We start from the raw sequence: 12279 nt of genomic DNA on the forward strand, positions 1-12279 counted from the left end.
AAAAATCAGCCACCTGAGCTGAACCCCTACATGCGTCACCAGATACTGAGGAATACAACATGCTCGCCGATAAAACTGCCGCGCCCGCTTATGCGCAGCGCAAAACGACGTCCGGTTTCCGACTGGCGTTCATACTGGTCACCACGCTGTTTTTCCTGTGGGGTTTATCCTACGGGCTGCTGGATGTCCTGAATAAGCATTTCCAGGACGTGTTGCACGTCAATAAAGCCCAGTCCGGTCTGCTACAGGCCGCCTATTTCGGGGCGTATTTTATCATCGCCCTGCCCGCCGGTTTCTTCATGGACAGGTTCGGTTATAAAGCCGGGATCCTGGTGGGTCTGTGTCTGTATGCCCTGGGCGCACTGTTGTTCGTGCCCGCTGCCTCCGCAGGCAGCTTCGGCATGTTCCTGTTCGCATTGTTCGTGATTGCCCTCGGTCTGGGCTGTCTCGAAACCGCCGCTAACCCGTTCGCTACCGTTCTCGGCGATCCGGCCGGAGCCGAACGCCGCCTGAACCTTTCTCAGTCCTTCAACGGTTTAGGTCAGTTCATCGGCCCGATTATCGGTGGTTCACTGTTCTTCTCCGCCACACAAGGCACCACGACGGACGGATTGTCCTCGGTGAAAACCACTTACGTCGCCATCGCCGTGTTAGTGCTGCTGATTGCCTTCCTGTTCGGACGCACAAAATTGCCGGACATCCGCGAGCAAAGCGCTCCGGAAGATCACGGTATCGAGAAAGGATTGTGGCAGCACGGCCATTTCACCGGCGGCGTCATCGCACAATTCTTCTACGTCGCGGCACAGGTTGGCGTCGGTGCCTTCTTCATTAACTACACCACCGAACACTGGCACACGCTGTCGAACCAGAACGCGTCGTATCTGCTGTCTGTCGGCATGATCAGCTTTATGGTCGGGCGTTTCTTCAGCACCTGGCTGATGGGCTTTGTCCGCCCGGCCACGCTGCTGGTGGTCTACGCCATCATCAATATTGTGCTGTGCGGCGTGGTGGTGGCCGGTATTGATAACGTCTCGGTGATTGCACTGGTGGCGATTTTCTTCTTTATGTCGATCATGTTCCCGACCATTTTCGCGATGGGCGTCAAGAACATGGGCAAACAAACCAAACGCGCCAGCTCGGTGATGATCATGGCGATTGTCGGTGGCGCGGTGATGCCGTATCTGATGGGCGCGATTGCCGACCACTACAACACCGCCGTTTCTTACGCCCTGCCGATGGTATGTTTCGCCGTGGTGCTGATTTATGCCGTGAAACAGCGGGCGAAAGCGGCGATCTGAGCACGTTGTCATACAAAACAATCTGACTGCTCCCCCTCATCACAGCCCCTCCTTAATACCCTTCAGGTGTCGGGGAGGGGTTGCAACCCTGCAAACCGCGTCATGAGTTTTAACATTCCTGTCATCCCTGATAGAAAAATCCTGTTTATACTTCATCGCGTATAAAGCTGGTTAATAACGCTGAAGGGTAAAAAAATGTCGATTCGTTCATTGCAGGCACTGTGTTTAACCAGTTTTTTTATTGCGGATGTTCGTGACGGGCTTGGGCCCTTTCTGGGGATCTTTCTGACACAACGCCACTGGCAGCCCGATGATATCGGCTTGCTGATGACCGCTGGCGGCGTGGCAGGGTTGCTGGCAACGCTCCCTGCGGGCTTCATGACTGATGCATCGAAAAACAAGCGGCTGATTCTGGCGCTGCTGTGCGTGCTGATCACCGGCACGACGCTGCTGCTCTGGCTCAGTCAGGCAAATGCCGTGGTGGCGTTTTCGCAGATCGTGAGCGGAATATGTGCTGCTTTTGTCGGTCCGCTGATCACCGGGATCACGCTGGGTCTGACCGGGCAAAAAGGCTTTAGCGCGCAGATGGGTAAAAATGAGGCGTTTAACCATGCCGGGAATTTTATCACCGCGCTGATTGCCGGAGGGATCGCCTGGTACTGGGGCATCGGCGGTATTTTCATTCTCATGACCTGCACGATGTTATTAACGCTCATCGCACTGACGGGCATCCGCCGCAGCGATATAGACGATGATGCCGCGCGTGGGCTGGAGTCCGGCGCATCCGCTCAGGTCCCCGATTTCTCGGTGCTGGCCCAAAATAAACCGCTGCTGATCACCGGTCTGACACTGTTGCTGTTTCATCTGGCCAATGCGGCGCTGTTGCCGATGCTCAGCATGAGAATCGCGGCAGCGCCCGGCTCCGTCAATCCCGGACTGTACGCTGCCGCAACCGTGATTATTTCTCAGATGGTGATGATCCCGGTAGCAATCTGGACCGCCGCGCGCATCGACAGAGTCGGCTACTGGCGGCTGATTATGCTGGCGCTGCTGATCATGCCCGTCCGGGCAGCGCTGGCGGCGAGTTCTGCCGCCCCTTTAATGATGGTGCCGGTGCAAATACTTGATGGTTTCGCGGCTGGCGTACTGGGCGTGGTAGTGCCGAGCTTTATTGTGGTGCTGCTGCGCGGAAACGGTCATGTCAACGCGGGCCAAAGCGTGGTGATGCTGATGCAGGGCGTCGGCGCGGCCATGAGCCCGGCCCTGACGGGTATGATTGCAGGTCATTACTCGTTCGCTACGGCGTTCAGTGTTCTGAGCGTTATCGCCCTGACGGGGCTGCTGATCTGGTGGCGTTATGCCCCGTTACTTTCAACACAGTCTTGTATGGAGACAAGCTAAGTCGTCGGTCACGCGGGGCGAAGCAAGCGTAAACATAGCCTGCGGGATCAGGCCAGACTCAAACCGAACAGGCGGCTCAGGGCAATTCTGCCGCTGTCGGTGACGCTCACTTCACGATAACCCTGCGTGCGGGATATCCACGCTTTTTGCAGAAAAAGCGTCATTAATGCCTGCCCTGCATCGCCTCCCAGATGGAAGCGTCTTTCGCTCCAGTCAAGGCAAGGGCAGCAAGCCTTGCGGCGCGGGCGCGGATTGAGCACCGCGCCCAGTCGTTGAAAATGGGCTTTCCCGGCCGGAGTCAGCGCGTTACCGTCCGCTTCAAGCCAGTTTTCCTGCAGCAGAAAATCGTAGATTTTTACCGCCAGCTCTCCGGCCAGATGGTCATAACAAGTTCGTGCATAACGCAGAACGACCGGCGTCCGCGACGCAAAAGTTTTGTGGTTATGCATGGAAACCCCCATCAGGTTTTCCAGCAATCCGGCGATATGGTGGCCCGCCAGGCTGTAATACCGGTGGCGCCCCTGCGTCAGGCAAATCACCAGCCCGTTGCTGAGCAGCCGGGTAAGATGACCGCTGGTTGTGGAGGCGGCGATGCCCGCCACCGCACTGAGTTCAGTCGCGGTCCACGCGCGTCCGTCCATCAGGGCACACAAAATACTGACCCTTGATGGGTCAGATATTGCTGAAGCCACCAGTGACATGGATTTTTCAAGAGACTCATCCGGCTCACTGTCGTATTCGGTTTGAAGAAAATTCATGCAGAAGGTATCGCCCATTGTTGAGTGACTTCAGCCGCGCGGATATCGTCATCCGTCAGCAGAATAAGCCGGTTATCGTGGTCGCTGTACTGTACCAGAATGTTAATGCCATTCCGGGCGAGCGTCTGGGCGATTTCGCCCAGCTCGCCCGGCTGTTTCTGAGGTAGTTTTCTTATCAGCGGGCGTGACAGCTTTCTCACGTCAAAGCCAGCATCAGTCAGAACCTGACGGGCTTTTTCACCGTCTTCTATCAGGAAATGCGCATGCCCCGCTTCTGCCGTGGAAAATACGCCGCCGCCCTCCAGCCCCACACCGTTCATGCCCAGAATACGGCCAAGGGAGGCCAGCGAACCGGGTGAATGGTCGAGGATCACGTGAATGTCATACATGCTGATGCGCTCCTTTACCGGAAGACTTGTCGGAAGAATAGTCACGAAATACACGGGCAACGCGTATTCTGTAGAATGAAAAAATCGACTGTTTACCCTCTTTCTGCGCGGCCAGATGCATCAGATTCTGTTTCCACCCTGCCACCGACTCTTCGTCTTCCCACCATGATAATGAAAGGATTTTTCCGGGCGTGGTCAGGCTCTGGAATCTCTCAATGGAAATAAATCCCGGCGTGTCCGATAACAATGGTTTCAGTTCTGCCGCCAGTTCAAGGTACCGCTCACGCGCTTCGGGTACTGCATCTGCCTCAAAAAGTACTGCGATCATCGTTCTGCTCCCTCATGAATTTCGTTCAGCTTATTACCGGCAAAAATCAGATGCTTCGGTCAACACCGAAGTGTGTCTGTTACCTGCGGGCAGGAACGGCATCCGGGGAGGCATGATCATGAATTTGTCTCATGTTCAGTGAATTTAAATCACTTTTTTTCACTCAATGACTCAGGCATAAAAGAGTCATCGCGATTCACTCTTAAAAATATGAAAACGACTGAAATAACGTAGATTTTTCAGCAGCCGGGACACCTGATTATAATGAATAAAAAACTGACATTTACCCTTAAAAGCATCCGTTTCGACGAGAATTATAACCCCTCGGAAAATACGCGTATTACCACCAATTTTGCCAATCTGGCAAGGGGTGAAAAACGCCAGGAAAACCTGCGCAACACCTTAGTGATGATCGATAATCGCTTCAATTCTCTGGCGAACTGGGATAATCCTAATAAAGACCGGTATTCTGTCGAACTCGATATTATTACTGCTCAGTTGAATATTGATGCTGAAGGCAAGGCCGACAGCTTCCCGGTGATTGAAATACTGAAAACAACTATCGTTGATAAAAAAACCCACCAACGCATTGCAGGCATTTTAGGAAATAACTTTTCCTCCTATGTGCGTGATTATGACTTTAGCGTTTTACTGCCAGAGCATAATAAGGATCAACCTGAATTTAGCCTGCCGGATAATTTTGGCGAATTACATGGGAATATATTCAAACAATTTTTAAAATCAGAGACTTACAAAGATAACTTTACTAAAACACCGGTTATCTGCCTGAGTGTTTCAAGTAAAAACACTTACTATCGCACGGGAAATAAACACCCTGTATTAGGCGTTGAATATCAGCAGGATGAACTCTCCCTGACTGATGAATATTTCGCAAAAATGGGATTACGGGCGCGGTATTTTATGCCTGAAAACAGCGTTGCGCCTCTGGCATTTTATTTTTCTGGCGATTTGCTCAGTGATTACACTAATCTTGAGCTTATCAGCACCATCAGCACGATGGAGACTTTTCAGAAGATTTATCGCCCTGAGATTTACAATGCTAATTCTGCGGCAGGATTACAGTATCAACCCAGCCTGAATTACCAGGATTATTCTTTAACCCGTATTGTTTATGACCGGGAAGAACGTAGCCATCTGGCTATTGAGCAGGGGAAGTTTACTGAAGAATGCTTCATCAAACCTTACCAAACTGTTCTTGAACAATGGTCTGCCCATTCCGCTCTCTGATTAACCATAAAAAATATAAGGTCACCTGTGTATGAAAAAATTATTACCGACATCGACTGCGGGCAGTTTGCCTAAACCTTCGTGGCTGGCACAACCTGAGGTGCTCTGGTCCCCGTGGAAATTGCAAGATCAGGAATTAATTGACGGCAAAAAAGATGCCCTGCGTTTGTGTCTGGAAGATCAACAGCAGGCAGGTATCGATATTGTCAGTGACGGCGAGCAAACGCGTCAGCATTTTGTCACAACCTTTATTGAGCATCTCGAGGGCGTTGATTTCGAGAAACGTGAGACGGTTAAGATCCGTAATCGCTATGAAGCGAGTGTGCCGACAGTTGTTGGCCCGGTGAGTCGCAAAAAGGCCGTTTTTGTTGAAGATGCGAAGTTTTTGCGCCAGCAAACTACACAACCGATCAAATGGGCTCTTCCGGGGCCGATGACGATGATCGATACGCTTTATGACAACCACTATAAAAGTCGCGAGAAACTCGCCTGGGAATTTGCCAAAATTCTCAATGAAGAAGCCAAAGAATTAGAGGCTGCTGGCGTCGATATCATCCAGTTTGACGAACCGGCCTTTAACGTGTTCTTTGATGAAGTGAATGACTGGGGCATTGCCACGTTAGAAAGAGCCATCGAAGGGCTGAAATGTGAAACGGCTGTGCACATTTGCTACGGCTATGGCATCAAAGCCAATACCGACTGGAAAAAAACGCTGGGCACAGAGTGGAGACAATACGAAGAGATTTTCCCCAAACTGCAAAAATCTAATATCGATATCATTTCACTGGAATGTCATCACTCGCATGTTCCGATGGAACTGATGGAGCTTATCCGCGGTAAAAAGGTGATGGTGGGTGCCATAGACGTGGCGACCAATACCATTGAAACCCCGGAAGAAGTCGCCGCGACGCTGCGTAAAGCGCTGCAGTTTGTAGACGCCGATAAACTCTATCCTTGCACCAACTGCGGCATGATTCCTTTACCTCGTAGCGTCGCCAGAGGCAAGCTGGATGCATTAAGTGCAGGCGCAGAAATTGTCCGCAAAGAACTGCTGGCTAAATAACGTCGCCAAATAGCCGATCACTTAAAAAGAATTTTGTCTGGGTTGCGCGATCATTTCGATCGCCAACTATCCGGAAACCCGCCTGAGGTGTAAGCAGCCCCGTTTTACGCCTGTTTGTTGTTTTGCCCGTGCGCTTTTTTACCCCTGTCACGGACGAAACTGTTGCGATAAAGCGCGTAAATTCCCCTTTCGCCGCGTTATGCCTTATAAGGCTGCGCGGCAATATCAATATCGATGTTAATCGTGTCACCGACCAACGACAGCAGACTGTCCATCGCGAAAGCAGAGCGGGAAATCGCCGTGTGTGCGTGCAGAATCAGGGACTTCGCGCTGGCGTCATTCATAACAGCATCCAGCACAACCGGTCTTTGGATATTTTTGATAGTCAGCATGCCAAAAATCTTAAATTGCCCATTTCCCGACTGCGTGACTTTTTGACTGGTGAACTTAACCCAGGGATAACGGCTTTCATCAAAGAACATACTGCTCTTTAACTGATGCGTCAGCAGCAGATTCGAAGCCTCCAGCGAGGAAACCGGAATTCTGACATCTATATGATTCTGCATGTTTTGCTGATGATCTAAAAAAGCATCGCCGGATACCTGCGATAAATTCGCCTGCGAGGGATGTGTGCTGAGCATGACCCACGACAACGTAATGGTTGTGCGATCTGCGTTGATAACATAATGCTCCGGGATGCCGGAGAAAGACAAAGATGCATAACTCATTGATAAAATAAATAAAAATGCTCGCAGCATGAGGGGTTCTCCAGAGGTTGACTCTGAGTAAACGTTTCAGCTGTTGTTTCTATTCGGTTGAAATCAGTATTAAGGCAAAAGCAGTGATGCACTGAGCATATCCTGCCCCGCCCCCATCAAATCCGAACGGAGCGCTTCCACCACTTCAGGGTCGAGCCCGCCGCGCGCTGCGGTCTCCTGCATTATGATGAGGCTTTTTTCCGGCGAATATGCCGGTTTGTAACAACGGGTTTCACGCAGCGCGGCATAGCAGTCGGCGACCGAAATAATGCGTGGCCCGAGATCGAGCTGTGCACCGCGCAGATGGAAGGGATATCCCTTGCCGTCCGGCCGTTCATGATGAAAGCTGGCCATCCGGGCGATGTCCTGCATGCCGGCAATCCGCGAAAGAATTTTCCAGGTGAACTGCGGGTGTATATGGATCTGGCGGCGTTCGAAATCCGTCAGAGGTTGCGCTTTGGTGAGCAAGGCGGCGGGGACAACCAGTTTACCTAAATCATGCAGCAAACCGGCGACGCGGATCCGCGCGACACCTTTTTTAGAGAACCCGTACATTTGCGCAAGCCTGGCGGCGATACCTGCCACCACAACAGAATGTTGTGCGGCTGAACGGCAATGCAGGTCAATGACGACAGCCAGCAGGGCAGACAGTTGCGTCATTTCCTTGTCACTTAACACACGGTCAGCAAAGGGTGAAAAGGACGCGGCTGTACTGATAAGCGTGGCGGAGGCGAATTCCGCCCAGAATTCCTTTTCCAGTCCAAGCTCGCGTAACGCCAGCATGTCGTCGAGCAGATAACGGGATCCGATGGAATCACACAGGGTTTCGACCGCGCGCACCGGATAATGACCGCGTGGAAATTCATGCAATGCCAGTAAATCCAGATTATCGGCCAGATCCAGCAGGCGGTTTTCTGAATGCTGCCGGCCTCTTGCGACGATCAGACCCGCGCTGTCGGCCAGTAACGGGATATCCGCAAGTTGGCTGGCGCAATCGTGCGGAGCATGTGCCCCCCTGCTGATATCACGTAAAAGTGCAGCAATGAACAACCGCTGTTGTGCCAACAGACTGAACTGGCGCTGACGGGCAATATTCATCACGATATAAGCACGCCGCACACCACGATGTCCGTTTTCAGGGCTTAACAAGTCCAGCGCAGAAGAAAATCCGATAAGAAAATCCGTAAAGGTAACGTCCACGTAACCACTCCCACTCATTCAACAATGCGAGCAGGAAACCGGATTTCAGGATGACAGACAATTTAATTGCCCAAAGTGTGTATATATAGGTTTTTATTCCTTAATGGTATCTTTAACAGATATAATAATTGGCTTTTTTCCCTATGCTGGCTGAAGTTTTTACCTATACCTTTCACAGATTCTGATCGCGGAATGTAGACTGTATAATATTAATCTTAGCGGTGTGTAAATCCGAACGGGTTTGATGTGGCTTTACTTATTACTGTCAGGATCAGATGAAGTATCTCATTGATAAAGAAATAGAATTCAACTCAGACGATGGTACATTGCACTATCCTGCCAGCCAGGACGTGATCAAACTGACACTCCCGGCCGCACGGTTGCTGGAAGAATTTCTTTCATCTGAAGGGCGTGATCTGACGCGGGAATATCTGCTGGAAACAGTCTGGGACAAGCACGGTCTGCATGCATCCGGCAATAATCTTAACCAGTACGTCAGTATTGTCCGCCGCAATCTGGCGCTGTTTGAATGCCACGAACTCATTATTACCCTCCCCAAAGTCGGTTTTAAACTGAATCCGGCGGTCAGTGTGCAACGCCTTGACGCGCCACCGCCTGCCGGGCAGGCACCGGCTTCCCCGCCTCCGCTCAGAATGCAAACACCCGATTCAGTTTCTGCTCCGGTTAAACCTGCACGGCGTGCTCTTTTTATTCTGCTCTGCCTGCTGGTTCTGGTTAGCCTGTCTTTCGGAGCGTGGAAATACGACGACGCCACCAACGGAATGACCGAAATAAAACAGCCCGACACCGGCTGCGATATTATTTTCCTTAAAGATATTTCGGACGATGCCAAAACTGCGGTACTGGAACGGGTCAGTCACACACTAAAAACCAATAATCTGACGTGCAATAAAACCAACGTGCTCATTTATAACAGTGAATTATCCTATTCATCTCAAAACAACGCCCGAACACTGCTGTCCTTATGCACTCTTGGTAATAATAATGAGATTATTTCGTGTGATAACTTCTATCACTATAAGTGGATCAAACCATGATCATGATTAAAAAGAAGTGGTTCTATGCCACCGTCGCAACTGTTTGCGTCATCGCAGCAACCGTTCTTTATTTATGGCCATCCAAAGATATTCCTACCTTAAAATGTAAAGCCTTCGGCAAAGTGAATATGGATATTGAGCAGGGGCAACTGGTTTTTTCTATTGTTGAAAGCCTGCAATTTTACGATAAAGACAAAGGTATTATTCAGTACGAAGGCTATGTAAAGTCGGCCAAAGCCAGTACCTATCTTGAGCGTACCGTCTATCTCAGTCATGGTGTCAAAGTGGATAATAAAACCTATCATTTCACCATTGACAAAGTGACGCCGTCACCTTTGGATAACACGCCAGATACTGATTTCGACCAGATGTGGCTGGAAAACACGGGCGATAATGCCTCACTCAACATTGGTGTTAAGAAGATACGGGACCAGGCGTATGTGGTAAGCAGTACCTATTCCCCGCAATTTGTTTGTGTCGCGTACTGAACACACCCGTATTTTTCAGGTTACTTGTCTTCAATAAAAGTAAAATGAAGAATAAAAACCTATTTATGTTGCAATCTGACATATAAATTGATGGCAATGGCCGGAAGGGTGTTTTATAGCCACTCACTGACGGGGTATCCGTCTGGCGGCAGAGTGGCAAAGACCGCTCAGAGCCGATCACTTAAAAAATAGGTAAACAAATGCGTACTAACACAATCAAACTGACTGTCGCTGGCAGTGCAATTGCGGTATTTATGGCTTTCTCTGGCCAGACTCAGGCTGTTGAACTGGGTGCAAAAGCGGGCACAAATTTCACTGAACTGAACGCCGGTATGGGCCGTCAGACATCCGGTCTTTATGTCGAGGGTAACTGGGCGAAGAATACTCAAAATGGCCGCCAGATTGGTGGCGTGAGCACCGGTTTTAATATTCCGGCGGGCCCGGCAATGATTAATCTGGGCGCGAAAGCGCTTTATATGCAGGGTTCTACTTCTGATAATGAAGGCGTGGCATTTCCCGTCGGCGGCGGTATTACCGTCCCCTTCACCGACAGTCTGGCATTTTATGCAGAGGGTTATGCAGCACCTGATGCATTAAGCAATCGTGTAAAATCTTATTCCGAAGCCGATGCCGGATTTAGCTGGATCCCGGTCGCGCCATTAAAAGTGAAAGCCGGTTACCGCTATGTTGGCCTTGACGGCACTGCGGGAAATCCTAATGAACGCATTATTGATGGTGCGTATTTAGGCGCAGAGATGGATTTCTGATTTAACGTTTAATGTGCTGCAAAGAGTGCACATTGCATTGACCCGGCATGTGCACTCTCCTGTTATTTTTTCAGGGCTGAAAAAATAAATCCGTTATTGTTTCACCAGTACCGGCTGTTCACGATACTCCGCCGGGAAATACTGCTTCAAATCTTTAATCTTCGGCAGATCGTTCACCACAATATACGGATAGTCCGGGTTATCGTTTAAAAAGTTTTGGTGATAAACCTCAGCCGGATAAAAGTGCGCATTGCTTTCAACTTTGGTGACCAGCGGTTCGCTGTAACTGTGGCTGGCATTAAGCTGGGCGATGTACGCGTTCGCCACTTCCGCCTGCGCAGCGTTCAGAGGAAAGACCGCCGACCGGTACTGACTGCCGGTATCCGGCCCCTGACGGTTTAACTCGGTCGGGTTATGCCCCACCGAGAAGAAGATGTGCAACAGTTCGCCATACGTTACTTGTGTCGGGTCGAAGGTCACTTTCACCGATTCCGCATGACCGGTCTCGCCGGTACTGACCTGCTCGTAACTGGCCGTTTGCGCCACACCGCCAGCATAACCGGACACCGCGCTGGTCACGCCTTTTACATGCTGAAACACCCCCTGAATCCCCCAGAAACAACCACCGGCAAACAGCGCGGTTTCGCTGTGTGCAGTGCCTGCTGGCTCATCTTTTGCCGGTGCCGGGATCACGACCGCCGGTTCAGCGCCCCCGCCCCATGACCAGGCATTATTTTCGAACACGAACGCAGACGCCAGCATCAGCCCGGCGATCAGGCTGTAGTGGCGAAAGTTACGCCGGTTTTTCGATGCAATTTTCATAGTCAATTTCCTGCCAGATTAAGCTTTAGGGGTGAACGTCATCGCCAGCCCGTTCATGCAATAACGCAGACCGGTCGGCTGCGGACCGTCATCAAACACATGTCCCAGATGGCCGCCACACCGGCGGCAATGCACTTCATCGCGCACCATACCCAGCGAGGTGTCCCGGCTGGTTTGCGCCGCATCGGCAAGAGGTTGCCAGAAACTCGGCCAGCCGGTATGGCTGTCGAATTTGGTCGCTGAGGAGAAAAGAGCAAGGTTGCAGCCTGCGCAGGCAAATTCGCCTGCACGATGTTCGTTGTTTAACGGACTGGAATAAGGACGTTCGGTGCCTGCCTCGCGCAAAATACGGTACTGGTCATCGCTGAGGCGCTGATGCCACTGAGCATCCGTCAGCATGATTTCGAATTTCGCAGGTTTTACCTGCGCGCCGGCATTGCGGGAAAACAGTGACGGGACCAGCCCCATCATGGCCGCGGCAGATACCGCGCCACTGCCCAGCAGGAAATTACGTCTGTTAATCATTTTTGCCACCGATCCGGTTGCTGTCGATAGCATCAGATTACAAGGGGAGGGATTACGGAATCCTCGCGGAGAGTTAACGGTTTTGTGATAACTGGATTTGCGGTTGCACTGAGGAGCTGGAGTAAAGGCTGGAATGAGGAAGTTTCGGTTTCTCACGTGCGGTGATCGCTTAACGC

Annotated in this window: 14 protein-coding genes; 7 read left to right on the forward strand and 7 right to left on the reverse strand. The window is 51.0% G+C overall.

All coding sequences use genetic code 11. The annotated features are described in order from the left end of the window. Positions 1 to 59 precede the first annotated feature (59 nt). The gene (gene fucP / locus EX31_RS02115; protein ID WP_013577879.1) at positions 60 to 1298 is read left to right on the forward strand and encodes an L-fucose:H+ symporter permease; all 1239 of its coding nucleotides are present in this window, start codon (positions 60 to 62) and stop codon (positions 1296 to 1298) included. Between the two features lie 195 nt (positions 1299 to 1493). Continuing rightward, on the forward strand, positions 1494 to 2699 hold the full coding sequence (locus EX31_RS02120) for an MFS transporter (RefSeq protein ID WP_013577880.1): 1206 nt from the start codon (positions 1494 to 1496) through the stop codon (positions 2697 to 2699). Between the two features lie 47 nt (positions 2700 to 2746). Here the strand turns inward: EX31_RS02120 and EX31_RS02125 are convergent, their stop codons facing one another. Genes EX31_RS02125 through EX31_RS02135 form a run of 3 tightly spaced genes read right to left on the reverse strand, consistent with a single transcriptional unit; the run spans position 2747 to position 4174 of the window. Beyond that, positions 2747 to 3457 carry an ArsR/SmtB family transcription factor gene (locus EX31_RS02125; protein ID WP_037033244.1) on the reverse strand — a complete coding sequence of 237 codons (711 nt, stop codon included), beginning with the start codon at positions 3455 to 3457 and terminating at the stop codon, positions 2747 to 2749. Beyond that, positions 3454 to 3846: an amino acid-binding protein gene (locus tag EX31_RS02130; RefSeq protein ID WP_013577882.1), complete on the reverse strand. Its 393-nt coding sequence runs from the start codon at positions 3844 to 3846 to the stop codon at positions 3454 to 3456. Before EX31_RS02130 ends, EX31_RS02125 begins: the two co-directional genes overlap by 4 nt. After that, on the reverse strand, positions 3839 to 4174 hold the full coding sequence (locus EX31_RS02135; protein WP_013577883.1) for an antibiotic biosynthesis monooxygenase family protein: 336 nt from the start codon (positions 4172 to 4174) through the stop codon (positions 3839 to 3841). Before EX31_RS02135 ends, EX31_RS02130 begins: the two co-directional genes overlap by 8 nt. Before the next feature lie 264 nt (positions 4175 to 4438). Between EX31_RS02135 and EX31_RS02140 the strand changes: the two genes are divergently transcribed. Both EX31_RS02140 and EX31_RS02145 read left to right on the forward strand, forming a co-directional pair. Continuing rightward, a complete protein-coding gene (locus EX31_RS02140) occupies positions 4439 to 5422 on the forward strand; it encodes a DUF1852 domain-containing protein (RefSeq protein ID WP_037033117.1) in 984 nt (327 codons plus the stop codon). Between the two features lie 31 nt (positions 5423 to 5453). Next, the gene (locus tag EX31_RS02145) at positions 5454 to 6485 is read left to right on the forward strand and encodes a methionine synthase (RefSeq protein ID WP_037033118.1); all 1032 of its coding nucleotides are present in this window, start codon (positions 5454 to 5456) and stop codon (positions 6483 to 6485) included. Positions 6486 to 6682: 197 nt separating this feature from the next. Here EX31_RS02145 and EX31_RS02150 read toward each other — a convergent pair whose 3' ends face one another. Both EX31_RS02150 and EX31_RS02155 read right to left on the reverse strand, forming a co-directional pair. Next, positions 6683 to 7243 carry a YceI family protein gene (locus EX31_RS02150; RefSeq protein ID WP_037033119.1) on the reverse strand — a complete coding sequence of 187 codons (561 nt, stop codon included), beginning with the start codon at positions 7241 to 7243 and terminating at the stop codon, positions 6683 to 6685. Positions 7244 to 7312: 69 nt separating this feature from the next. Beyond that, a complete protein-coding gene (locus tag EX31_RS02155) occupies positions 7313 to 8443 on the reverse strand; it encodes an HD-GYP domain-containing protein (RefSeq protein WP_037033120.1) in 1131 nt (376 codons plus the stop codon). A gap of 275 nt (positions 8444 to 8718) precedes the next feature. On the opposite strand from EX31_RS02155, the gene EX31_RS02160 reads away from it, so the two are divergent. The 3 genes from EX31_RS02160 (at position 8719) to EX31_RS02170 (ending at position 10756) form a co-directional block, all read left to right on the forward strand. Continuing rightward, entirely contained in the window at positions 8719 to 9501 is a 783-nt protein-coding gene (locus EX31_RS02160) for a winged helix-turn-helix domain-containing protein (protein WP_037033121.1), read from the forward strand. Further along, positions 9498 to 9989, forward strand: coding sequence for a FidL-like protein (locus EX31_RS02165; protein WP_014416560.1), 492 nt, complete (start codon positions 9498 to 9500; stop codon positions 9987 to 9989). The genes EX31_RS02160 and EX31_RS02165 overlap by 4 nt, the downstream gene beginning before the upstream one ends. 200 nt (positions 9990 to 10189) lie before the next feature. Next, entirely contained in the window at positions 10190 to 10756 is a 567-nt protein-coding gene (locus EX31_RS02170; protein WP_013577890.1) for a YfaZ family outer membrane protein, read from the forward strand. Positions 10757 to 10849: 93 nt separating this feature from the next. Here the strand turns inward: EX31_RS02170 and msrA are convergent, their stop codons facing one another. Together msrA and msrB are read right to left on the reverse strand one after the other, a co-directional pair. Beyond that, on the reverse strand, positions 10850 to 11578 hold the full coding sequence (gene msrA, locus EX31_RS02175; RefSeq protein ID WP_037033123.1) for a peptide-methionine (S)-S-oxide reductase MsrA: 729 nt from the start codon (positions 11576 to 11578) through the stop codon (positions 10850 to 10852). An 18-nt stretch (positions 11579 to 11596) separates the two neighbouring features. Then, positions 11597 to 12103, reverse strand: a complete 507-nt coding sequence (gene msrB, locus EX31_RS02180; RefSeq protein WP_037033124.1) for a peptide-methionine (R)-S-oxide reductase MsrB — start codon at positions 12101 to 12103, stop codon at positions 11597 to 11599. Positions 12104 to 12279 lie beyond the last annotated feature (176 nt).

This window comes from Rahnella sp. WP5 (assembly GCF_000745615.1).
In the GTDB taxonomy this organism is placed as follows: domain Bacteria; phylum Pseudomonadota; class Gammaproteobacteria; order Enterobacterales; family Enterobacteriaceae; genus Rahnella; species Rahnella aceris.